Genomic DNA, 23,395 nt, shown 5'->3' on the forward strand with positions numbered 1-23,395 from the left:
GGGCTACTCGGCCTAGGCCGCGCTGCCCCCTCCGGCCCTCTGGGCCACCTCCCCCAGAGGGGGAGGAGAAAGACGGAAAGGGGCGCTCTTCGGAGCGCCCCTTTTTCGTTTCGGGCCCGATGGTCTACAAGGCCTCCGCATGACCCTGACCTGCGCCCATACCGGTCAGCCGGCCGTCTACCAGCGCACGCCCGACGACTGCATGATCTGCGTCCTGGCGATGCTGACCGGCCGTTCGTACGAGGACGTGGTCGCCGCCGCGCTGGCCCACGATCCCGCGTTCCCGGTTCAGGGCCCGATGAGCCATTCGATCCTGCGCAGCGTGGCCCACGGCTGGGGCTTCATGCTGCTGAGCGGCATCTACATGCTGTGGGCGAGCCCCGGCATCGTCGGCGTGCTGTCGCCCACAATTCCGGGCACGGGCCACGCGGTGTTCTGGGACGGCGAGAAGATCATCGATCCCAAGCCGGGCGGCGAGGTCGACCGCGCCTATGTCGACGCCCACGGCCTGGAATTCACCCAGCGCGCCAGCGACCTGCTGCCCCTGGCCGACCACGAACTGGCCCTCGCCGCCGCGCGGACGACGGACGAACCGTTCTGAGTCTATAAGGCCCAGATGACCGACGCGACTCCCCTGCCCCAGCTGATCCTGCTGCCCGGCCTGCTCAACGACGCCGAGCTGTGGCGCGACCAGATCAGCGGCCTGGCCGACGTCGCCCGCATCTGGGTCCCCGACCTTGCCCCCTACGCCACCCTGCGCGAGATGGCGCAGAGCGTGCTGGAGAAGGCCGAGCCGACCTTCGCCCTGGCCGGGTTCTCGATGGGCGGCTACGTGGCCCAGGAGATCGCCCGGATCGCGCCGGAACGCATCGAGCGGCTGGCCCTGCTGGACACCTCGATCCGCGTCGACACGCCCGAACGCGCCGCCCAGCGCAAGGCGCTGAACAAGGCGGCCGCCAAGGGCCAGACCTTCATCGGCATCGGCCAGGCGATCATGAAGAGCTATGTCGACGCCTCGCGCCTGGACGACACCGACCTGACCGGCCGCATCGTCGACATGACCCAGCGCCTGGGCCGCGACGTCTTCCTGCGCCAGAACAGCCTGGAGCGCGAGGACGGCGAGGCGGCGCTGCGGGCCCTGCGTGTCCCTTTGGTCATCATCGTCGGGGAAAACGACCAGATCACCCCCGCGCCGGGCCACCACGAGATGGCCAAGGCGATCGGCTGCTCGCACCTGCTGGTGATCCCAAGCACCGGCCACATGACGCCGATGGAAGCCCCCGGGCCCGTCAACGGCGCCCTGCGCCACTGGCTGCAAAGACCCGCCGGAAAGCGCTGATCAACGGCTTATGGCCACGCTTTAGCCGCATTTGAGATCGAAGTAATAGTTATATCGTATCAGGCAAAGCCGACGATAAACGCTCCGGAAAACGAGTAATAAGCGCTTTACTTAAGCGGCGCTGGAGCCGTCGTTTCAAAAATCTGCAACAAAACCGTCAAGCAAACATCACTGGTCCACCTGGACCGTGAAATCTATCCCCTGCCCCGCATACGCGAACGCGCGCCTGCTCAAACAAGAGCGCGCAGACAAAGGGGATATTTCATGCGGAAGACCATGCTCTTCGCGCTGGCGGCGCTCGCGCCGCTGGCCATTGCCTCGGTGGCCACGGCCGCTCCGGAAGACGCGCCGATGGCCACGGCCGACGAGCCGACCCTGGCTTCGGCGGTCGTCGTCCAGGCCAAGATCGCCTACCGCAACCGCAGCGAGTCGACCGCCCCGGTCCTCGACTACGGTCTCGACTACTTCCAGCGCTTCGAGCCGCTGACCGTCGGCGACGCCCTGAAGCGCGTCCCCAGCGTCTCGTTCCTGTCGGACGTGCTGGAATCGGACGGCGTGCGCCTGCGCGGCCTGGATCCGGCCTACACCCAGATCCTGATCAACGGCGAAAAGGTCCCGGGCTCGGGCTCGTCGTCGGGCGCGTTCGGCAACGGCGCCGACCAGTCGTTCTTCGTCGACCGCATCCCGGCCGAACTGATCGACCACATCGAGATCTCGCGCGGCGCCTCGGCCAACCGCAGCGGCGACGCCGTCGCCGGCGCCCTGAACATCGTCCTGCGTGACGCCCTGGCCCTGGACGGCGGCTATGTCCGCGCCGGCGCCCTGATGTTCGACGACAAGCGCATCCGCGGCGCCTTCGGCGGCGTGTGGGGCGGTCAGGTCGGCCCCGGCCGCCTGCTGGTCGGCGCCAACGTCCAAGGCCGTCGCAACCCCAAGGAAAAGCTGAGCCTGCGCTATGACGAGCCCGGCGCGGCCCTGAACAATAACGAAGTCCAGACCGACAAGCGCAACGGCACCGACAGCTCGTTCAACATCGCCTACGACGTGCCGGTCGGCCCCGGCCAGCTGTCGATGAACGGCTTCTACGTCCACACCGACCGCTACCAGGACGAAGACTCGATCGAGTACAACACCGGCAACAACACCAACGCCAACCTGTCGACGATCAACAACAACGACGTCGACATCCAGCAGGACAGCTACTCGCTGAACGGCAAGTACAAGTTCCCGATGGCCGGCGGCACGACGACCGTGAAGCTGGGCTACGCGGCGTTCAAGAACGACGAGTACGAGTTCGAGTACGAAACCGAATATCTGCGCGACTCGACCCCGTTCCCGGACGGCGACCGCTTCACCGGCGACCGCGCCAAGACCCGCGTCACCGACGATGAAGCCTCGGCCAAGCTGGAGCACAAGCGCGAGCTGTCGCCCAGCACCGACCTGGAGTTCGGCGTCCAGTACGAAGGCAAGCGCCGCGACAGCCGCGTCAGCGAAGTGCCGCGCAACCGCTACAACCTGCCCTCGGCCAGCCCGCCCGCCTACGGCCCGTTCTTGGTCGTCGGCAAGGCCCGCCTGGAGCAGACCCGCATCGACCCGTACGTGATGCTGTCGGGCCGCTCGAACGGCTTCAAGTGGGAAGCCGGCCTGCGCTACGAAACGACGGACGTCACGATCAACGACTACGTCCTGCGTGAAGAGACCGAGAAGAAGTACGAGGTCCTGCTGCCCTCGGCCTCGATCCGCTACAACCTGACGGCCGCCGATCAGATCTACGCCTCGGTCGCCCGCACGCTGCGCCGCCCCAGCTTCCAGCACCTGTCGCCGGTGCTGCTGGAGGAAGAACTGGGCGCCAACGACTTCGTCGGCAACCCGGACCTGGAGCCGGAAAAGGCCTGGGGCCTGGACGCAGGCTACGAGCGCCGCATGGGTCGTGACGGCGTCTTCGGCGTCAACGTCTTCTACCGCGAGATCAAGGATCTGCTCGAGATCTACAACACCAACGTCCGCGGTTCGGCCGATGATCCGCCCAGCGACATCGCCTGGGTCTTCTCGGCTCGCAACACGGGCGACGGCAAGGTGTACGGCATCGAGTTCGACCTCTCGACCCCGCTGTCCTTCATCGGCATGGACAACACCGGCGTGTTCCTGAACTACTCGTACCTCGACTCCGAGGTCAGCGACGAGTTCGGCAAGCGCCGCTTTAACAGCCAGGCCGAGTCGGTGTTCAACGTCGGCTTCATCCAGGACATCCCGACGATCGCCGCCTCGTTCGGCATGACCTATCGCAAGCAGGGCGAGGCCTATAGCCGCGTCGTCGGCGAAGAGGTCACGACCACCTACGGCGCCGACCTGGAAGCCTTCATCGAAAAGCGGGTCGGCAAGAACATGGTCATCCGCCTGACCGGCTCGAACCTGCTGGACGCCAACAAGCGCGAGACGTTCAACAAGTTCACCACCATCGCCAGCCAGCAGACCCGCGACTTCGACGAGTACGAGCTGGAGCGCGAAAAGGCCGGCCCGGTGTTCCAACTGACCGCCCGCGTGGCGTTCTAAGGAACCCTAGGGTTTGAAATGACGAAGGCGGCGTCCACGAGGGCGCCGCCTTTCTTCTTGGTCCGTCCTCGTCCTTCGACAAGCTCAGGATGAGGACTACTTTTGACGCGGTATCCGTAGAAACCTCATCCTGAGCTTGTCGAAGGACGAGGTTTCGGCTCCGCCTTCGCTAAGCCGCCCGCCCCGTATCCTCGGACGACATAAAGCCCAGCAGGGCGTCGATGCGCTTGACCAGCTCGACCCGCGCGGCGCTGCCGGAGAGATCCGCGCCCATGACGGTTTCCAGCGCGCTGGCGGCTTCGACCAGGCGGCTGTCCTTGACGGCCTCGCCCACGCGCTTGAGCTCGACGGCCTGGGCGACCAGGGCGCGGCGGGCCTGGGCCGGATCGGTGTCCAGGGCGGTGGCGGCGGATTTGACGATGCGCAGGGCCTGGGAGAGGCGCGCGGCGGGCGTGCCGGCCGCGTCGGCCTTGCGCTTGCGCGGACCCTTGTAGTCGGCCGAGTTGAAGCGGCGGCGGTCGGGACCGACATAGGCCACGGCCTCGATCCAGTCGCGCGGCTTCAGGGTCACCGCCTCCAGGCGGCGCTCCAGGTCCTTCAGGTTGAAGGGCTTGCGCATGAATTCGTGCACGCCGGCGTCGCGGGCGCCGAAGATCGCCTCGGCGGTGGCTTCGGCCGTGCACATGATCACCGGGGCCTCGCGGCACAGCAGGTCGCTGCGGCGAATCTTGCGGGTGAAGGCCAGGCCGTCGACGCCGTTCTGGGCGTGCTCGACGAAGATCAGCTGCGGATCGGTGGCGCGGGCCATGGCGTAGCCCTTCTCCGCCGACGGCGCGGCGAAGATCTGCACGCCGCCCAGCGGACGTAGCTGTTCGGCCAATAGGCGCGCGGTCGCGGGGTTGGGGTCGACGACCATAACCCGTTGCACCTTGGCGGCGACACGCTGAATTGTGCGGACGTTCCCGTCGAACACGTGACCCGAGACTCCTCGAAACCAGACCCCTTCACTAGGCCTAGAATGTAAAAATCCGCTTATTGATCCAGAGGGGTTAACCGCGTCAGTTTGTCCGCCCCCACTAGAGGCTGAGCGGCACTGACAGGCCCGCCTCGAAGTCCATGAAGATGTCGATCGCCTCTTCGACATCGACCGTCAGCGGCTCGCCCTGCGGGAAGCGGTACCGCCAGTAGCTGGAGATATGCGAGATCACGCCCACCCGCTCGCCCAGCGACAGGAACATCTCCGGCGCGCGCAACAGGAAGTCGCGGAAGGCCGTCGGGCGACCGTTCTCGATCAGGTCCTCGAAGGCGTCGTCATAGACCTTCAGCGTGCGCAGGATCGCCGACCGCTCGACCAGCACCCCGCCCTGCAGGCGGCGGCGGCTGTCGTCGATGAACTTGGAAGTCTCGGCGTCCTTGTTGCCGGTGATCAGCAGACGGCCGATCTCCTGGCCCACCGTGGTCAGCTGCGGCCACAGCTTGGTCAGCATCCACTTGTAATAGAGGAAGCCCTTCCAGCTGAAGACGCCTTCCTTGAAGCTCTCGCCTTCCATGACCAGGGTGTCGCGCAGGGGCTCCAGGCGCTCGTCGACATCGGTCGACAGCAGGGCCTCGACCAGGCGCGCGGCATGGGCGCGACCGACGCCGCCGGACCCGCGATAGGCCAGCTCGATCAGCCGGGCGATCTCCATGGTCACGAAGCCCTGCATGTTCTCGTAGTCGGCCAGCGACAGGGCGAAATAGCAGTTGGCCACCAGCACGCCGTTGCGGCGCAGGTGTTCGCGCAGCAGGAACGGATCCAGCGACGGCAGCACGTCGATCAGCCGCAGGGTGGCCAGGTCGCGGCTCATGTCGCCCGAGGCGTTGCACGCCTCGACCACCAGGTCGGTCCAGCCCCGTTGCCCCACGAACACCGACTGGCCGCCCAGGCCCAGGTCGCCGCGGTCGAACGGAATGATGATCTTGGTCGCGGTCGGCCGGGCCTCGTCGAACAGGTACATGTCGTCGTTGCGCAGGCGGTGCTTGAGCAGGATGGCGGTGTTCAGGGTCCGGTTCCGGAACAGCGGCGCCTGCGCATATTCCGGCCGCCTGCCGCTCTCGGCCTCGACGGCCAGCAGGTTGAGGACGCGGCTGGTCGAGGCCGTGCGCTCCAGCGCGCGCAGGCTGCGCATCATCCGGTCGGCCTTATGGACCGGCTTCAGCTTGCGACGGCGCGCGAGTGCGGACACGAAACCCCCTTATGTGGACAAGCCGTCATAAGGGAAGCTGGCTAACAAACGCTAACCGAACCGCGCTCTGCGCAGGCCCCGCAACCGGAAGTGGGGAGGGTCAGCGCGAGGCCGTCGCCCGCACGAAATCGGTGATCAATCGCGCGGCCGGCTCGGCGTGGGTTTCCAGCAGCAGGTGGCCGGCGTCCAGGACGTGGGCCTGCGCGCGGGGCAGGTCCTCCAGCCACGACAGCACCTCGGCGGTCTCGAAATAGGGATCGTGGCGGCCCCAGAGGATCAGGCCAGGGGGCTGGTGCGCCTTCAGATAGGCCGCGATCTCGCCGAACCGGGCTACGTGGTTGCCGTAGTCGGCGATCATCGCGTGCTGGGTCTCCATGCGGCCCGGCAGGTTCATGACCCGCCAGTCCTCTTCCCAGCGCGCGTAATCCAGGCGCGCGACCAGGTCCTCCGGCACGTTGTCGGCGTACTGGCCGCGCGTGCCTTTCGCCGTGAGGTGAGCGGTGGCGGCGGCGGTGTTGCGGGCGTCCGGAGCGGACCAGAATTCGATGACGTCGGCCCAGCTGGGTCCCATGCCCGAGCGGTGGGCGTTGCCGTTCTGGACGATCAGGCCGCTGACCAGCTCCGGCGCGCGCATGGCCAGGTCCAGGGCGACCGGCGCGCCGAAGTCGTGGACGTACAGATAACGCTCACGCATGCCCAGACGGTCCAGCAGCTCCTCGAGACAGTCGGCGAAGGCCTTGAAGGTCGGCGCCTCCAGCGGGTCCGAAGCGCCGCTGCCCGGCAGATCCGGCGCGACGACGAACGCCACTTGCGACAACGGCTCCATCAGGCCTCGGAAATAGCCCGAGGCGTTGGGCACGCCGTGGATCAACACCACCGCCGGCCGCTGGTTCACATCGCCAGCGGTGCGGAACGCCAGGTCGACACCGCGCGCCAAGCGCATCGTCTGGATGGGAAGGTCGGAGGCCATAACCACCAAACGCGGCGCCCCCAGGCCAAGGTTCAGCGCCCGGTCGTGGCCCGCTGCATGACCTGCTGGAACGGTGCGACCCAGATCTCGGCCTCGTGGGCCTTCAGGTAGCGCAGCAGGCCTTGGTGAGCCTCCGACGAGACGGTCAGGTAGTCGCCGCCCACGCCGTGGAACATGAACACGCCCAGGCCGCCCGCGCGCTGCACATCCTTGACGTAGGCGATCAGGTCGTCGGCCGTGGCGGTCTCTGGAAACGAGCGACTGGGCACGCGGAAGGGATCCAGCTTGGCCGGGTCGCTGACCACCGCGTCACTGGGCACGCCGGTGCGGACATAGGCGATCGTCCCGGACGCCTTCAGCGCGTCGGTATAGTCGACGCCGCCGGCCAGGCTGATGCTGCAGGGCACCGAATAGGTCCGCGTCGTCTGGCCGTCGATCGCGGTCAGCAGGGTGTTCATCGCCCCGATCTCGCGCAGCATGCCGGGGACCGTGTAGCGCTCGGAGTTGAACTGGGCGTCCATCGGGAACGACGCGCGCGGGCACGGGTGGAACATCGAGTGGTTGCCCAGCTCGTGCCCGGCCTGGGCCAGCCGCCGCCAGCGCGGAATGTCTTTCGCCGCAAAGGTGCCGTTGAGGAAGAAGGTGCCGCGCAGGCCCGCCGCCTCCAGCTGCGGCGCGGCGACATCCAGGTGCGAGACCAAGGCGTCGTCATAGGTCAGGACGATCGCCGCCTTGCGCCCGCCCGGCCAATCGAAGGTCCCCGCCGCGACGGGCGAAGCCAGGACCAGGGCGACCAGCGCGGCGACGATCGCGCGCATCAGGCGACCGCCAGGCGAACCGTCGGCGCCGGCGCTCGCAGGCCCGCCACCGTCATCAGCAGCCCCGCAGGCTGGATCGGCTTGGGATGCGCGGCGTCGAAGCCCTGGGCCAGCAGGCGCTCGGCGTCGCCGGCCATGGCGTCGGCGGTCAGGGCCACCACCGGCATGTCCACCCGGCCGGCCTCTCCCGCGCGGATGCGGCGCACGGCCTCGCTGCCGTCCATCCCGGGCATGTGGACGTCCATCAGCACGACGTCGAAGTCCTCGACGCGCAGGCGGGCCAGGGCCGTGTGGCCGTTGTCGGCCGTGGCCACGGCGGCGCCGACCGCTTCCAGGATGGCGCGGGCGACGGTCTGGTTGATGCTGTTGTCGTCGACGACCAGCACCCGCGCGCCGGTCAGGTCCAGCGCCTCGTCGGCGCCGCCGGCGGCGTCCGGACGCTGCGAGGCGGCCAGCGGCAAGCGGGCGGTGAAGGTCGAGCCTTGGCCCGGCGCGCTCTCGACGCCGATCTCACCGTCCATCATGTCGACCAGCTGGCGGCAGATCGCCAGGCCCAGGCCGGTGCCGCCGAACCGGCGGGCAATGGTGCGATCGCCCTGCACGAACGGGGTGAACAGACGCTCCTGCTGCTCGTCGCCCATGCCGACGCCGGTGTCGGTCACGGCCAGCAGGACGCCGGCCTCGGTCGGGGCTATGCGCACGATGACGCGGCCGGTCTCGGTGAACTTCAGGGCGTTGGACACCAGGTTCATCAGCACCTGGCGCACGCGGGCGGCGTCGCCTGACAGCCATTCGGGGGTGGCCGGATCGATATCCAGGACCAAATCCACGCCCTTGAGCCGCGCGGTCTCGCTCCAGACCAGGCGGATCTGGGCGGCCAGCTTGCGGACGTCGAACGGCAGGGCCTCCAGCTCCAGCTTGCCGGCCTCGATCTTGGAGAGGTCCAGGATGTCGTTGAGGATGGTCATCAGGCCGTGGCCCGACTGCTCGATCATTTCGAGATATTCAGCCTGACGCTGGTCCAGCTTGGCGCCGCGCAGGGCGTAGGCCAGGCCGAGAATCCCGTTCATCGGCGTGCGCAGCTCGTGGCTCATCATCGCCAGGAAGGCCGACTTGGCGCGGCTGGCTTCCTGGGCCTCCTCCTGCGCCTGCTCCAGGGCCTGGTTGGTGCGGCGCATGACCCGCACCGCGTCGATGGCGTAGCCGACCAGGCCGGCGATCGTCACCAGGGCCACGGCCTTGTCCCAGGCATTGAAGCGTTGGGCCATCAACGGCGCCACGGTCAGCGCGATGAACGGGCCCGGCAGGATGGCCAGCATCGCCGTCCAGCTGATCGTCGCGTATTTCAGCCCTTCGATCACCAGGCCGAACAGGATCATCACGGCCGCGAACTTCATCGACATCGGGCCGTTGACGGCGGACCAGCCGGCCATCACCGACCAGGCCAGGGTGAAGGCCGCCGGCGGTCCCAGGCGGATGTACAGCGGCGTGCGCCCGCCCACCCGCGGCTTAAAGCTGAATTGCAGATAGAGCAGCCAGCCTTCGAGCAGGACATTGACGGCCGCCCACAAGAGCGGCGGCACGGGCCCGAAGTGGAACGCCAGCAGTCCGCCGACCAGGGTCGTGACCAGCAGGCGCGCCACCCGACTGCGCCGGCTCATGATGAGCGAGGCGCCTTCGCGTCCGTCATCGAGGAAGTCTCGGAGAGCCAAAACGCTCCTCCCGCACGGCTAAGGTGCGGGAGGTTAAGGTCAACTTGGTTCACCAAGCGTTTACCGTGCGACGGTCTGTCGCACCTTTTTTGTGCAGCTACCCTTGGAAGGGGTCGCGCATGAGGATGGTGTCGTCCCGCTCGGGGCTGGTCGACAGCAGGGCCACCGGGGCGCCGATCAGCTCCTCGACGCGGCGCACATACTTGATGGCGTTGGCGTTGAGGTCCTTGAACGAGCGGGCGCCAGCGGTGCTTTCGGTCCAGCCGGCGATCTCTTCGTACACCGGCGTGGCGGCGGCCTGATCGCGCAGGCCGGCCGGCAGGTAGTCGACGACCTTGTCGCCGATCTTGTAGCCGACGCAGATCTTCAGGGTCTCCAGGCCGTCCAGCACGTCCAGCTTGGTCAGGGCCACGCCGTGAATGCCGTTGATGGCCACCGACTGGCGCACCAGCACCGAGTCGAACCAGCCGCAGCGGCGGGCGCGGCCGGTGTTGACGCCGACCTCACGGCCGACCGTCGACAGGTGCTTGCCCACGTCGTCGAACAGCTCGGCCGGGAACGGGCCCTCGCCCACGCGGGTGGTGTAGGCCTTGACGATGCCCAGCACGAAGCCAGTCGCCGACGGGCCCATGCCCGAGCCGGCCGAGGCCTGGCCCGCGGCGGTGTTGGACGAGGTCACGAACGGATAGGTGCCGTGGTCGACGTCCAGCAGCGAGCCTTGCGCGCCTTCGAACAGGATGCGGCGGCCGGCCTTGTGGGCCTGGTCCAGCACCCGCCACGCCGGCTGGGCGTAAGGCAGGATGCGCGGGGCCAGCTCCATCAGGGCGTCAAACAGCTCCTGGGCCGACGCTTCCGGCAGGTTCAGGCCGCGACGCAGGGCGCCGTGGTGGCTGAGCAGGCGCTCGATCTTGGGCTTCAGGGCTTCCGGATCGGCCAGGTCGGCGACACGGATGGCGCGACGGCCGACCTTGTCCTCATAGGCCGGGCCGATGCCGCGGCCGGTGGTGCCGATCTTCTGGGTCGAGGCGGCCTCGCGGGCCTGGTCCAGGTCACGGTGCAGCGGCAGGATCAGGCAGGCGTTGTCGGCCAGGATCAGCAGCTCGGGCGTGATGGCCACGCCCTGGTCGGCGATCTTGTCGATCTCGCCCAGGAGGTGCCACGGGTCGACGACGACGCCGTTGCCGATCACCGACAGCTTGCCCTGGACCACGCCCGAGGGCAGCAGGGCCAGCTTGTAGACCTTGCCGTCCACCACCAGCGTATGGCCGGCGTTGTGGCCGCCCTGGAAGCGCACGACGACATCGGCTCGGTTGCTGAGCCAGTCGACGATCTTGCCCTTGCCTTCATCGCCCCACTGGGCGCCGACGACGGTTACGTTGGCCATGGTAGAGATATGCCTTGTCACCTGCCCGGTGACGTCCAGCGGCCCTTCGACAGGACTCGGCCGCAGACGTTTATTCAGTTTTGGGCGGCGACACGCAGCTCGTCAAATCGAGCCAGCGCGAAGTCAGAAGGCGTAAACCAGCCGGACCCCCGCGTCGTCAAGTCCCTGGTTCTTGCCTTGGTGGAAGATCTGGCCGTTCGACAGGTGGGTGTAGCTCAGTTCCACCGACACCTTGTCGCTGACCTGGTAGCCCAGGGCCAGCTCCGGCTCGAACAGCACCTTCGAGCCGAAATCGATGCGGTGATAGTAGAGATAGGTGCGGCGATCGCGCTCGGCCTGGGTCAGGCCCGGCGCGTTGGCGGGCGGCAGGCCGGCCTTGCCGTCGGTATAGGCCAGGCCGATGCCGGGGCGGAAATAGAAGCCGCCGGGCTGGCCCAGCTCGATCCGCCAGTCGAAGCCCGCGGCCACGAAGTTGGAGGTGTTCTTGCTGTTGATCGACACCATGGTGTGGACCTGCGGCTTGCCCAGCCAGCGCAGGTTCTCCAGACGGTTGGTGCGATAGCCCAGGTGGACGTCGAAGCCGTCCTCGCGACCCGCGGCGCCCAGGCCGACGGCGTTGCCGATGAAGGTCACGTCGTGCTTGTAGACACCGACAAAGGCTTCGCCGGCGCAAGCGGGCGCGGCGACGGCCAGCACGGCGGCAGCCGCAGTGGCGAACATGGCGGTCTTCATCGAGTCGTCCTGAGAAATCAGCCCGTTCCCTATATGGAGCCAACGGCGATTGTCGCAAAGTGTTTCAGGCGGGGTCTTTTGAACGTCCATGCCCCGATATCTTCAAAAGCGCGACCGCAACCCCTAAAGCTGGGGGCATGACCGTTTCCCTCGCCGACATCCAAGCCGCCGCCGTCCGCCTGAAGGGCCTGGCGGTCGAGACCCCGCTGATCGAGAGCCCCGCGCTGAATGAGCGGCTGGGCGGGCGGGTGTTCCTCAAGCCCGAGACCCTGCAGCGGGCCGGGGCCTTCAAGTTCCGGGGCGCCTATAACCGCCTCAGCCAACTGAGCGACGCGGAGAAGGCGCGCGGCGTCGTGGCCTTCTCGTCGGGCAACCACGCCCAGGGCGTGGCGTTGGCGGCCAAGCTGCTGGAGATCCCGGCGCTGATCGTCATGCCGTCGGACTCACCGGCCGTGAAGGTCGCGGGCACCAAGGGCTTCGGGGCCGAGATCCGCTTCTACGACCGCTTCACCGAGGACCGCGTCGCCATCGCCGACCAGATCGCCGCCGAGCGTGGGTGCACGGTGGTGCCGTCATACGACGATCCGCACATCATCGCGGGCCAGGGCACGCTGGGGATCGAGATCGTCGAGCAGGTGCGGGCGCTGGGCGTGGAGCTGGATCGCGTGCTGTCGCCCGTGGGCGGCGGCGGGCTGATCGCCGGGACCAGCACGGCGGTGAAGGGGCTTTCTCCGTCCACGGCAGTCTGGGGCGCCGAGCCGGCCGGTTTCGACGAGACCCGCCGCTCGCTGGAGAGCGGCCAGCGCGAGACCATCGACAAGGACGCCCGCTCGATCTGCGACGCCCTGCTGACGCCGGTGCCGGGCGAGCTGACCTGGCCGATCAATCAGCGGAACCTGTCGGGGATCGTGGCGGTGACCGACGCCGAGGTCGCCGAGGCGATGCGGTATGCGTTCTCGACGCTGAAACTGGTGGTCGAGCCGGGTGGGTGCGTGGCGCTGACGGCGGCTTTGACCGGCAAGGTGGATCTGAAGGGCAAGACGGCGGCGATCGTGCTGTCGGGCGGGAATGTGGATCCGGGGTTGTTCGCCAGCGTGCTCAAGGGCGAGATCTAACCCTCAACCCCTGCCGTCATCCCGCGCTTTATGCGCGGGACCCATGGCTCAGCTTGCATGTGAGGGCTAGCTTTTCTCCGCACCTGCGGCGGACAAATGGGTCCCGCGCATAAAGCGCGGGATGACGGTTGAGGGGATACGGACAAAGTGAATTTTCCAAGCGCTGAACACCTCCCCCAGACCCCCCTCCTCGTCGTCGACCGCGCCGCCCTCACCCGCAACCTCGCCCGCATGCAGGCGCTCTGCGACACCGCCGGCGTGCGCCTGCGCGCCCACGGCAAGACCCACAAAAGCTCCACGCTCGCCCGCCTCATCGTCGAAGGCGGCGCCGTGGGCCTGTGCTGCCAGACCGTCGGCGAGGCCGAGGCCTATGTCGCCGGCGGCATCAAGGACGTCCTGGTCACCGCCCCCGTCCCGCCCTGGGGCCCCGCGCGCCTCGCCGCCCTCGCCCGCACCGGCGCGACGATCGGCGCGGTCGCCGACGACGAGGGCCAGATCGACCGGCTCTCGGACGCGGCCGTCGCCGCCGGCGTCCGCCTCGACCTGATCGTCGACCTCGACCTCGGCACCCACCGCGCCGGCGCTTACCCCAAGGACGCCTTGCGCCTGGCCCGCGCCGCCGACGCCTCGCCCGGCCTGCGGTTCGCCGGTCTCCAGGCCTACCTCGGCCACCTGCAGCACATGGACGACCTGGCCCTACGCCAGAGCGCCGACGAGGCCGCCTTCGCCACGTTGAAGGCCCTGGTCGCCGAGCTGACCGCCGCCGGCTTGCCCCCGCCCGTCGTCACCGGCGGCGGCACCGGCACCCACGCCTACGACCTGGCGTCCGGCGTCTATACCGAGCTGCAAGCCGGCTCCTACGCGGTGATGGACGTCGAGTACGACGCCTGCGGCGCGCCGGGTGGCGGCGACTGGGCGTTCGAGCCGGCCCTGTTCGTGGCCGCCACCGTGGTCTCCGGCAACCACAAGAGCCACGTCACCTGCGACGCCGGTTTCAAGGCCATGTCGATGGACGGCCCGCCCGCCCGCGTGGTGGCCGGCGCCGCGCCGGGCTCGCTGTGGCGGCCGATGGGCGACGAGCACGGCATGATCGCTCACCCCGCGATGATCGACGTGCTGAAGGCCGGCGGCCGCGATCCCCTCGGCTTCGACCGCGCCGTGGCCGCCGCCGACGCCGATCCGGCTCGCGACTTCCCGGCAGACGCTCCGAAGGTCGGCGACCTCGTCTGGCTGCAACCGGGCCACTGCGACCCGACCATCAACCTCTATGACGCCCTGCACGTCTGGGACGGTGAAAAGCTGGAACGATGGCCGGTGGACGGCCGCCGGGTCACGCTCTAGGGTCCGCGCCAAGATTTCCCCCAAAGAGGGTTCCGGATGAAACGCCTGCTGCTCGCCACCGCCTTGATCGCCGCTCCCATGCTGGCGCAGGCCGCTGAAGCGCCCAAGATCGACCCCGCCAAGCTGTCGGCCCACATCAAGATCCTGTCGTCGGACGAATACGAAGGCCGCGGCCCCGGCACGGCCGGCGAGACCAAGGCCGTCGGCTACATCGTCGAGCAGATGAAGGCCATCGGCCTGACCCCCGCCGGCGACGTCCAGAAAGACGGCAAGCGCGCCTGGACCCAGAACGTACCGCTGGCCAAGTTCGAGATGGCCGGCCCGGTCGCCGCTTCGGTGGCCAAGGACGGCAAGAGCACCCCGCTGGCCCAGGGCGACCAGATCGCCATTCGCGCCTCGATGACCAATGTCGACGCCGTCTCGCTGAAGAACGCCCCGATCGTCTTCGCCGGCTATGGCGTCAAGGCTCCGGAACGTAACTGGGACGACTTCAAGGGCCTGGACGTGAAGGGCAAGATCCTGGTCGTGCTGATCAACGACCCGGACTTCGAGACCGGTTCCGGTGACTTCGGCGGCAAGGCCATGACCTATTACGGCCGCTGGACCTACAAGTACGAAGAGGCCGCCCGCCTGGGCGCCGCCGGCGTGCTGATCGTCCACGAAACCGCCCCGGCCTCGTACGGCTGGGCGACGGTCAAGAACTCCAACACCAACGTGATGTTCGACATCGTCCGCAAGGAGCCGGCCAAGTCGCATCCGGCGATCGAGGCCTGGATCCAGCGCGATACGGCCGTCGACCTCTTCAAGCAGGCGGGCCTGGATTTCGACGCCCTGAAGAAGCAGGCCCAGAGCCGCGACTTCAAGGCCGTGGAGCTGCCCGGCGTGACCTTCTCGGCCGACTTCAAGGTCAAGCACCAGGTGATCACGTCCAAGAACGTCGCCGGCCGCATCGTCGGCACGAAGTTCCCGAACGAGACCATCATCTACAGCGGCCACTGGGACCACCTGGGCGTCGGCGCCCCGGACGCCAAGGGCGACAAGATCTATAACGGCGCGATCGACAACGCCGACGGCATCGCCGCCTTGCTGGAGCTGGGCCGCGCCTTCAAGAGCCGCCCCGCGCCGCAACGCTCGATCCTGTTCCTGGCCGTGACCGCCGAGGAAAAGGGCCTGCTGGGCTCGGAATACTACAGCGCCAACCCGCTGTTCCCGATCGCCACCACGGTTGGCGACATCAATATCGACGCCCTGTCGGCGGCCGGTCCGGCCAAGGACATCGGCACGTCCGGCGACGGCAAGGTCGACCTCCAGGACATGCTGGTCGCCAAGGCCAAGCTGCACGGCCGCTACTTCACGCCCGACCCGTCGCCGCAGGCCGGCCACTTCTACCGCTCGGACCACTTCCCGTTCGCCAAGCGCGGCGTGCCGGCCATCTCGATCGGCTCGGGCAACGACCTGGTCGTCGGCGGCAAGGAAGCCGGCGAGAAGGCCGAGGCCGACTATACCGAAAACCGCTACCACCAGCCGGCCGACGAGTGGTCGGCCAGCTGGGATCTGTCGGGCCAGGCCATGGACCTGGGGCTGGTCTACGAGATCGGCGCGGATCTCGCGAACAGCCGCGTGTGGCCGCAGTGGCAGGCGGGGTCGGAGTTCAAGGCGCTGCGCGACAAGACCGCGGCGCAGCGGAAGTAACCTCGCTACCGACTATCCCCGCGACCCGAAAGGGCGGCGCAAGCCAAAGCGGGGATCCATTCTGACGTGCCGCTTGGGTCCCCGCTTTCGCGGGGATGGGCGGGAGTTTTTGCATGACCGCCTCCGTCTTCGACCTCTTTAAACTCGGCGTCGGCCCGTCGAGCAGCCACACCATGGGGCCGATGACGGCCGCCGGGCTGTTCATCGGCCGCCTGCGCGAGGCCGGCAGGCTCCCTGCCGTCGCCCGGGTCGAGACCCGCCTCTACGCCTCGCTGGCCCTGACCGGCAAAGGCCACGCCACCGACCGCGCGGTGATCCTGGGACTGATGGGCTTCGTGCCCGCCACGCTGGATCCCGACGCCGGCGAGGCCGCGCTGCTGGAGAGCCAGGCCACCCAGTCCCTGAACCTGGGCGGCGACCATTCCATCGCCTTCGACGAGGCCAAGGACATCGTCTGGCTGGGCCACGAGCGCCTGCCCCAGCACCCGAACGGGCTCACTTTTACGGCTTTCGACGCCGCTGGCGTCGTCCTGGCCGAGCGCACCTATTTCTCCATCGGCGGCGGCTTCGTGCGCGACGAGTTCGAGATGGGCAGCAACGCCCCGCCCGAGCCCGGCCCAGTCATCCCCCACCCGTTCGAGAGCGGCGCCGACCTCTTGCAACGCGCCGCCGACGCCGGCCTGTCGATTGCAGGGGTCATGGGCGCCAACGAGCTGGCGCGGATGTCGGAAGGCGACATGAACGCCGGCCTCGACCGCATCTTCGAGGCCATGGAGGCCTGCATCGATCGCGGCATGCGCCAGGACGGCGTCCTGCCCGGCGGCCTGACCGTCAAGCGCCGCGCCCGCCAGATCCACCAGACCATCCTGGGTCGGATGGAGCGCCAGATGAGCGACCCGCTGGCGGCCATGGACTTCGTCAACCTGTGGGCCATGGCGGTCAACGAGGAGAACGCCGCCGGCGGCCGCGTCGTCACCGCCCCGACCAATGGCGCGGCGGGCCTGGTGCCGGCCGTGCTGCGGTTCTTCGTGCGCTTCCACAAGGGCACGCCCGAACAGATCCGGGTGTTCCTACTGACCGCCGCCGCCATCGGCGCGCTCTACAAGCGCAACGCCTCGATCAGCGGCGCCGAGGTCGGCTGCCAGGGCGAGGTCGGCGTGGCCTGCTCGATGGCCGCCGCCGGTCTGGCCGCCGCCCTGGGCGGCACCAACGCCCAGATCGAGAACGCCGCCGAGATCGGCATGGAGCACAACCTCGGCCTCACCTGCGACCCCATCGGCGGCCTGGTCCAGATCCCCTGCATCGAACGCAACGCCATGGGCGCCATCAAGGCCATCGACGCCGCCCGCCTGGCCCTGCTGGGCGACGGCCAGCACTCGGTGTCGCTGGACAAGGTCATCGCGACGATGAAGCGCACCGGCGAGGACATGAACGAGATCTACAAGGAAACCTCGATGGGCGGCCTGGCGGTGGGCCTGTCGGTCAACCGGGTGGAGTGCTGACGGCAGGAGTCAGCAGGCTTGCCGCCCGCTCTTGCCGAACCGCGCGGCGATGCTAGGGTGCGCGCCGAGAACAGGAAGGGAACAAACATGGCCAAGGGCGTGATCCGGGCGGGCATCGGCGGTTGGACGTTCGAGCCTTGGCGCGGTCCCTTCTACGGCGCTGACGTCAAGCAGAAGGATGAGCTGAAATACGCCTCGTCCAAGCTGACCAGCATCGAGATCAACGGCACCTACTATTCGACCTTCAAGCCCAACAGCTGGCAGAAGTGGCGCGACGAGACGCCCGACGACTTCGTGTTCGCGGTCAAGGCCAGCCGCTACTGCACCAACCGCAAGGTGCTGAGCGAGAACAACGACTCCCTCGAGAAATTCCTGTCCCAGGGGCTGGAGGAGCTCGGGCCGAAGCTGGGTCCCATCAACTGGCAGTTCATGGGCACCAAGAAGTTCGATCCGGCTGATTTCGAGGGATTCCTGAAATTACTGCCAAAGGAGCGCGGCGGGGTGCGCCTGCGCCACGCGCTGGAGGTCCGCAATCCGACCTTCGCTTGCCAAGAGTTCTACGACCTGGCCGCCAAGTACGGCGCGGCCATCATCTACGCCGTCGACGACGAGGAGCCGACCTGGCCGTGCATCGACGAACCCACGGCCGACTTCACCTATGCGCGGCTGATGTCCAGCAAGGAGGATGAGCCGACCGGGATGAGCTCGGAGGAGCTGGACGGCGTAGTGAAGCAGACGCGGAAATGGGCCGAGCGCGGTGACGTGTTCGCCTACTTCATCGCCGGGGCGAAGGTGCGCAATCCGGCTGCGGCGATGGCGCTGATCGAGAAGCTGAAGGCGTAGCCCTCCACCGTCATCCCGCGCTTTATGCGCGGGACCCATTTGTCCGTCGCAAGTGAGGTGCGGGCCTAGGCTCTCACGTGCAAGCTGAACCATGGGTCCCGCGCATAAAGCGCGGGATGACGGGTTTGGGTTGAGGGCGCTTAGACCTTCTTCGGAAACCACGGCACGAACCCGCTCGTCCGCGCCACGTACTCCGCATAGCCCGGCTTGCTCTTCTTCATCCGCCCCTCGGTGGTCGGCACGCCGCTCCACCGCGTCAGCAGGAAGGTGATCAGCAGCGGCCCCGGCAGGCTCCAGACGCCCAGGCCGGTGTCGGCGGCGATCAGATAGAGGCCCCACCAGACGCAGGCGTCGCCGAAATAGTTCGGGTGGCGGGTGTAGCGCCACAGGCCGCGATCCATCACCTGGCCGGCGTTGGCCGGGTCGGCCTTGAAGCGGGTCAGCTGCCAATCGCCGATCGTCTCGAAGGCGATGCCGATCAGAGCCAGGACCGCGCCGGCGATGGCCAGCGGTCCCAGCGCTCCCGGCTGCTGGCCCAGCTGCACCGGCAGGGCGACGACGAAGCCCAACAGCATCTGCAAGCTGAACACGTAGATCAGCGCCGTCTTGGCGAAGCTCCAGCCGCGAGTCTTCTCGGCGTGGGCGATCATCGAGACATAGCGCCGATCCGCCCCGTGCTTGCGCCAACGCCAGAAGAGATACCCGCCCAACCGCGCCGCCCAAAGGGTGCAGAGGCCCGTCAGCAGTAGGGCGTGCGGAGTCGGCGGCGACTGCAGGAAGGTGCTCCAGGCCAGCAGCGCCATGCTGGGTCCCCACCAGGCGTCGATGAAGCTGACGTCCTTGATCCGTAGGCTGACGACCCACAGGAGCAGGAAGGCGACCAGCGAGACGGCGACGTTGGTGAGCAGGAGGGTGAGCAGCGGAGGCATGGACGACGGACCTTTGAAACGAAGATCCTCCCCCGCGATGCGGGGGAGGTGGCCCAGAGGGCCGGAGGGGGCTAGCTCGGCCTGAGCGGCGCTTGCCCCCTCAGTCGCTACGCGACAGCTCCCCCGCAGCGCGGGGGAGCATCTGCCTCAGACCCCTACGTCCCCACGACAAAACTCACCGTCGTCGTCGTGGACCCGCCGATGTTCAGCGTCTGCACTGTCTTCGCCCCCTCGACCTGATAGTCCCCGGCCTTGCCGGACGTCTGCTTCCACGCATCCAGCAGCATCCGAACGCCCGTAGCCCCCACCGGGTGCCCCGCGCCGATCAGCCCGCCGGACGGATTGATCGGCAGACGCCCGCCCATGGCGATGTCGCCCGCCTCGACCGCCTTCCAGCTTTCGCCGGGCGCGGTCAGGCCCAGGTGGTCGATGGCCATGTATTCGGTGGCGGTGAAGCAGTCGTGGGTCTCCACCGCGTCGATGCCGGAGACATCATCCGCGATGCCGGCTCGCGCACGCGCGTCCAGGATGGCCCGGCGCACCTGCGGGAAGACGTAGTCGCTGCCCCGCGACGCCTCGACCTTCCGCGCATAGCTGAGCGGCGCCGACCGATGCCCCCAGCCCTTGATGCGCGGAATGCTCTCCAGCGCGATCCCGCGCTTGTCGGCATACTCGCGAGCTCGCCGCTCCGACGCCAGGAACACCACGGCCGAGCCATCGGTGACCTGCCCGCAGTCCTGCTTGCGCGTCCGCCCCTCGACCACCGGATTGGCGACCTCGTCGGCGGTGAAGGCCTCGGGGCCGAAGTTCCAGCCGCGTGTCTGGGCGTTGGGATTGCGCTTGCCGTTGGCGAAATTCACCTCGGCGATGCCCATCAGGTGCTCGTACTTCAGCCCATAGCGCCGGTCGTACTCGTCGGCGAGATCGGAGAAGGCGTGCGGCCACAGGAAGCGGGCGTCCTGGAACTCGTGGCCGGCCCAGGCGGCGCTACCGAGGTTCTCGGCCGCCTTCTGGCCGGGGACGTTGCGCATCTGCTCGACGCCGACCACGCAGGCCAGGTCGTAGCGGCCCGCCTCGATCTCGGCCGTCGCCGCCAGGATCGCCACGCTGCCCGAGGCGCAGGCCGCCTCGTGGCGCGCGGTCGGCAGGCCGTCGAAGTCGGGATGGACCAGGCCGAACATGCCGCCCAACAGGCCCTGGCCCGCGAACAGCTCGGCGGCGAAGTTGCCGACATGACCGGTCTCGACGTCCCCCACGTCGAGACCGGCCGCCGCCAGGCCCTCCCCGACGGCCTGCGCGAAAGCGTCGGCCAGCTCGCGCCCCTCGCGGCTCCAGTTGGCGGCGAAGTCGCTCTGCCAACCGCCCAGCACATAGACCATGCGCCAGCTCCCTTCTTCTAGTTAGTTCGATTATACAAGCGACCATCGTCGAGTCCACGACTTAGACGAACAACAGTTTGAACCAGCGTTGACTTAGCCTCCCGAAGCGGCTCACCAACCGCCCATGGTCTCGCCTAAGGCCCCTGTCCTCGTCCGTCGCAGTTCAGCCGCCCGCGCGCTGAACCTGATCGGCGACCGCTGGACTCTCCTGGTTCTGTACGCCGCCTTCATGGGCGTGAAGCGCTTCGACGGCTTCGTGGAGATGACCGGCGTCGCCCGCTCGCTGCTGACCGATCGCCTCAAGCGCCTGGAGGCCGGCGGCGTCCTGGAGCGCCGCCTCTATCAGGACCGCCCGCCGCGCTTTGAGTACCGGCTGACGGCCATGGGCCGCGACCTCTACGACTCGGCGCTGATGCTGCTGGGCTGGGAGATGCGCTGGCGCTTCGATCCGGGCTGCCCGTCGCACCAGATCGTCCACGAACCCTGCGGCCAGGCGCTGAAGCCCATCCTGGCCTGCAAGGCCTGTGGCGAGGCGGTGAAGGTGCGCGACATCACCCTGTCGCCCGGTCCCGGCGCGGGCCTGGAGCCCGCCCCGCCGGCCCGTCACTCGCGCCGCGCCAGCTCCGACGACGTCGGCGGCGCGCCGCTGCATCCGATGCTGGAGCGCGGCATCGAGGTGCTGGGCGACCGCTGGACCGCCCATCTGGTGGCGGCGGCTTTCTACGGCCTGCGCCGGTTCAAGGATTTCCAGGCCGAGCTGAAGGTGGCCAGCAACATCCTGACCGACAGGCTCGAGCGGTTGGTGGCGCGAGGGATGCTGGAGCGCGTGCGGTATCAGGAGCGGCCTGAGCGGTGGGAGTATCGGCTGACACAGGAGGGCCGCGACCTGTTTCCGCTGATCGCGGCGCTGATGGCGTGGGGCGATCGGTGGTTGGCAGGGAGTGAGGGAAGTCCGGAAATCCTGACGCATCGGTGTGGGGTCAGGTTGGAACCTGTGGTGCGGTGTGAGGGGTGCAATGGCGCCGTGGACATCAGCAACACGCGGATCGCGGCGAGCGCTTGAAAGATGCTCCCCCGCGTTGCGGGGGAGCTGTCGCGGGAGCGACTGAGGGGGCTAACGCGGCATGCGTCCAGCTTGCCCCCTCCGGCCCTCTGGGCCACCTCCCCCGCATCGCGGGGGAGGATCTAGATCGGCGCTAAAGCCAGAGGTCGCGGGCCTCTTCTCCATCCCCCCAGAACCCCGGCTTCGGCGGCGCAATCCGCCCCCGCTCCACCCGCAGCCCGCCCGGGTGATCCACCGCCAGCCACCACGGCCCGTCCAGGTCCGCGAAGTCGCTCGCCCCGCCCAGATGCAGCGCCGGCGCGACACCCAGCGACGAGGCGACCATGCACCCCGTCATCACCTGGAAGCCCAACCCCCGCGCGGCCTTGAGCATCCCAACCGCCTCGGTCAGGCCGCCGGTCTTGTCGAGCTTCAGATTCACCGCCTGATATCGCCCGCGCAACGCCGCGAGGTCGCCGCCGACATGGACGCTCTCATCGGCGCAAACGGTGAACGGCGGATCCCAGCCCTCGAGCGCGTGATCGGCGTCGGCCGGCAGCGGCTGTTCCACCAGGGCGATCGGCAGGTCCGCCAGCAGGCTCTTCAGCCCGTCCAGGATCTGGAACGTCCAGCCCTCATTGGGATCGACGATGAACCGCGAATTCGGCGCCGCGGTCGCGACGGCGCGCAGGCGGGCGGCGGGGTCGTCGGCCGAGAGCTTGATCTTGATCAGCGGCGCGTCGGCGACGGCGCGGGCGGCCTTGGCCATGGCTTCGGGGCTGTCCAGGCTAACCGTCACGGCGGTGATCAGATCCGTCGGGATCGCCAGGCCGGTAGCCGCCGCCACGCTGACGCCGGTGCGCTTGGCCCGCAGGTCCCACAGCGCCAGATCGAGGGCGTTACGCGCCGCGCCGGGCGGCAGGGCGGCGCAGGCGGCTTCGACATCCGCCGAGGCCAGGGCCGGCGCGAGCCGGGTCAGCACGTTCTCGACCGTCTCGTCGTAACGGCCGTAGGGCACGCTCTCGCCGCGCCCGATATGGCCCTCGGCCGAGGCGATCACCTCGACCACGTCGGCCGCCGTCTTGACCCCGCGCGAGATGCGGAACGGGGCCTTCAGCAGGTGCGAAACCGGGCGGGCGGAAACGGCGATCGACATGTCCGAAGGCATGCCGCGTTTCGCGAAATCCTACCAGCCCCAGTGACGGGGGATCGGCGAGTCGGCGCGGCGCTCGGCCATCACCTTCAGGGCCAGCGGACGGTCGACGACGAACAGCACCGCCCAGACCAGCAGCACGCCGGCATAGTGGATGGCGCCCAGCAGGCCGCCAGGACGACCCGGACGCACGAAACGACGTTGGGCGGTGAACGGCTGGGTCATGGCGAAGTCGGTCATGTGGTCGTCCCTCATCTGATGAAGACGACCTTGGCTGTGCGCTGCGCCAGAATCGGACGTATTGAACTGGACCGCCACCGCCCGCATTTCAGCGGTGCGCCTTCACGAGGATTCCATGGCCAAGACCGTCAGCATCAACATCCCCCACCAGCTGGGCGCGGCCGAGGCCAAGCGCCGCCTGGAACAGGGCCTGTCGCAGCTGGCCGGCCAGATCCCCGGCGGCGACGCCAAGGGCTTCACCCAGAGCTGGGCCGGCGACGTGCTGAACTTCTCGGCCGTGGCCATGGGCTCGACCATCACCGGCGTCGTCCAGGTGCTGGAAGACCACGCCCGCCTCGACATCACCCTGCCCGGCCTGCTGGGCATGGCGGCCGGCAAGATCAAGGACGAGCTGACCCGCCGCGGCCAGCTGCTGCTGAAATAGCC

At 68.3% G+C, this 23,395-nt stretch carries 20 protein-coding genes and 1 pseudogene; 10 read left to right on the forward strand and 11 right to left on the reverse strand.

What is annotated here, in order from left to right; translation table 11 throughout:
* Positions 1–139 precede the first annotated feature (139 nt).
* The 3 genes from AC07NF_RS23600 (at position 140) to AC07NF_RS23610 (ending at position 3,892) form a co-directional block, all read left to right on the forward strand.
* Positions 140–601: a hypothetical protein gene (locus AC07NF_RS23600; protein WP_494633164.1), complete on the forward strand. Its 462-nt coding sequence runs from the start codon at positions 140–142 to the stop codon at positions 599–601.
* Positions 602–616: 15 nt separating this feature from the next.
* The gene (locus AC07NF_RS23605; RefSeq protein ID WP_492813327.1) at positions 617–1,339 is read left to right on the forward strand and encodes an alpha/beta fold hydrolase; all 723 of its coding nucleotides are present in this window, start codon (positions 617–619) and stop codon (positions 1,337–1,339) included.
* Positions 1,340–1,603: 264 nt separating this feature from the next.
* Positions 1,604–3,892 (forward strand): TonB-dependent receptor plug domain-containing protein, encoded by a 2,289-nt coding sequence (locus AC07NF_RS23610; protein WP_494633165.1) that lies wholly within the window; start codon positions 1,604–1,606, stop codon positions 3,890–3,892.
* A 169-nt stretch (positions 3,893–4,061) separates the two neighbouring features.
* Here the strand turns inward: AC07NF_RS23610 and AC07NF_RS23615 are convergent, their stop codons facing one another.
* The 7 genes from AC07NF_RS23615 to AC07NF_RS23645 all read right to left on the reverse strand — a co-directional run bounded on the left by AC07NF_RS23615 (position 4,062) and on the right by AC07NF_RS23645 (position 11,733).
* Positions 4,062–4,808: a response regulator gene (locus tag AC07NF_RS23615; RefSeq protein ID WP_494633265.1), complete on the reverse strand. Its 747-nt coding sequence runs from the start codon at positions 4,806–4,808 to the stop codon at positions 4,062–4,064.
* A gap of 160 nt (positions 4,809–4,968) precedes the next feature.
* Entirely contained in the window at positions 4,969–6,117 is a 1,149-nt protein-coding gene (locus tag AC07NF_RS23620; RefSeq protein ID WP_494633166.1) for a hypothetical protein, read from the reverse strand.
* Between the two features lie 100 nt (positions 6,118–6,217).
* Positions 6,218–7,087 carry an alpha/beta fold hydrolase gene (locus AC07NF_RS23625; protein ID WP_494633167.1) on the reverse strand — a complete coding sequence of 290 codons (870 nt, stop codon included), beginning with the start codon at positions 7,085–7,087 and terminating at the stop codon, positions 6,218–6,220.
* Between the two features lie 32 nt (positions 7,088–7,119).
* Positions 7,120–7,905 (reverse strand): polysaccharide deacetylase family protein, encoded by a 786-nt coding sequence (locus AC07NF_RS23630; protein WP_494633168.1) that lies wholly within the window; start codon positions 7,903–7,905, stop codon positions 7,120–7,122.
* Positions 7,905–9,566, reverse strand: coding sequence for an ATP-binding protein (locus AC07NF_RS23635; RefSeq protein ID WP_494633169.1), 1,662 nt, complete (start codon positions 9,564–9,566; stop codon positions 7,905–7,907). The genes AC07NF_RS23630 and AC07NF_RS23635 overlap by 1 nt, the downstream gene beginning before the upstream one ends.
* A 148-nt stretch (positions 9,567–9,714) precedes the next feature.
* Complete coding sequence (locus AC07NF_RS23640) at positions 9,715–11,001, reverse strand: adenylosuccinate synthase (RefSeq protein WP_494633170.1); 1,287 nt, start codon at positions 10,999–11,001, stop codon at positions 9,715–9,717.
* Between the two features lie 123 nt (positions 11,002–11,124).
* Entirely contained in the window at positions 11,125–11,733 is a 609-nt protein-coding gene (locus AC07NF_RS23645) for an acyloxyacyl hydrolase (RefSeq protein WP_492813340.1), read from the reverse strand.
* Positions 11,734–11,870: 137 nt separating this feature from the next.
* Between AC07NF_RS23645 and AC07NF_RS23650 the strand changes: the two genes are divergently transcribed.
* From AC07NF_RS23650 to AC07NF_RS23670, 5 genes and pseudogenes are all read left to right on the forward strand, one after another.
* Positions 11,871–12,848 (forward strand): threonine ammonia-lyase, encoded by a 978-nt coding sequence (locus AC07NF_RS23650; protein WP_494633171.1) that lies wholly within the window; start codon positions 11,871–11,873, stop codon positions 12,846–12,848.
* Between the two features lie 147 nt (positions 12,849–12,995).
* The gene (locus tag AC07NF_RS23655) at positions 12,996–14,189 is read left to right on the forward strand and encodes a DSD1 family PLP-dependent enzyme (RefSeq protein ID WP_494633172.1); all 1,194 of its coding nucleotides are present in this window, start codon (positions 12,996–12,998) and stop codon (positions 14,187–14,189) included.
* Between the two features lie 36 nt (positions 14,190–14,225).
* The gene (locus AC07NF_RS23660) at positions 14,226–15,881 is read left to right on the forward strand and encodes a M28 family metallopeptidase (protein ID WP_494633173.1); all 1,656 of its coding nucleotides are present in this window, start codon (positions 14,226–14,228) and stop codon (positions 15,879–15,881) included.
* Positions 15,882–15,994: 113 nt separating this feature from the next.
* Positions 15,995–17,383, forward strand: coding sequence for an L-serine ammonia-lyase (locus AC07NF_RS23665; RefSeq protein ID WP_494633174.1), 1,389 nt, complete (start codon positions 15,995–15,997; stop codon positions 17,381–17,383).
* A gap of 49 nt (positions 17,384–17,432) precedes the next feature.
* Positions 17,433–18,226: pseudogene (locus AC07NF_RS23670) on the forward strand (DUF72 domain-containing protein).
* Between the two features lie 140 nt (positions 18,227–18,366).
* Here AC07NF_RS23670 and AC07NF_RS23675 read toward each other — a convergent pair.
* Both AC07NF_RS23675 and AC07NF_RS23680 read right to left on the reverse strand, forming a co-directional pair.
* The gene (locus tag AC07NF_RS23675) at positions 18,367–19,155 is read right to left on the reverse strand and encodes a DUF1295 domain-containing protein (RefSeq protein WP_494633175.1); all 789 of its coding nucleotides are present in this window, start codon (positions 19,153–19,155) and stop codon (positions 18,367–18,369) included.
* A 155-nt stretch (positions 19,156–19,310) separates the two neighbouring features.
* Positions 19,311–20,534 (reverse strand): acetyl-CoA acetyltransferase, encoded by a 1,224-nt coding sequence (locus AC07NF_RS23680; RefSeq protein WP_494633176.1) that lies wholly within the window; start codon positions 20,532–20,534, stop codon positions 19,311–19,313.
* A 124-nt stretch (positions 20,535–20,658) separates the two neighbouring features.
* Here AC07NF_RS23680 and AC07NF_RS23685 point away from each other — a divergent pair, with 124 nt between their 5' ends.
* On the forward strand, positions 20,659–21,597 hold the full coding sequence (locus AC07NF_RS23685) for a winged helix-turn-helix transcriptional regulator (RefSeq protein WP_494633177.1): 939 nt from the start codon (positions 20,659–20,661) through the stop codon (positions 21,595–21,597).
* Between the two features lie 133 nt (positions 21,598–21,730).
* Here AC07NF_RS23685 and AC07NF_RS23690 read toward each other — a convergent pair whose 3' ends face one another.
* The gene (locus tag AC07NF_RS23690) at positions 21,731–22,732 is read right to left on the reverse strand and encodes a dipeptide epimerase (protein ID WP_494633266.1); all 1,002 of its coding nucleotides are present in this window, start codon (positions 22,730–22,732) and stop codon (positions 21,731–21,733) included.
* A 30-nt stretch (positions 22,733–22,762) separates the two neighbouring features.
* Positions 22,763–22,969: a DNA damage-induced SOS-independent cell division inhibitor A gene (didA, locus tag AC07NF_RS23695; RefSeq protein WP_494633178.1), complete on the reverse strand. Its 207-nt coding sequence runs from the start codon at positions 22,967–22,969 to the stop codon at positions 22,763–22,765.
* A gap of 115 nt (positions 22,970–23,084) precedes the next feature.
* Between didA and AC07NF_RS23700 the strand changes: the two genes are divergently transcribed.
* Positions 23,085–23,393 carry a polyhydroxyalkanoic acid system family protein gene (locus AC07NF_RS23700; RefSeq protein WP_454717687.1) on the forward strand — a complete coding sequence of 103 codons (309 nt, stop codon included), beginning with the start codon at positions 23,085–23,087 and terminating at the stop codon, positions 23,391–23,393.
* The last annotated feature ends 2 nt before the right edge of the window (positions 23,394–23,395 follow it).

The organism is Caulobacter sp. GW821-FHT10A06 (assembly GCF_059415805.1).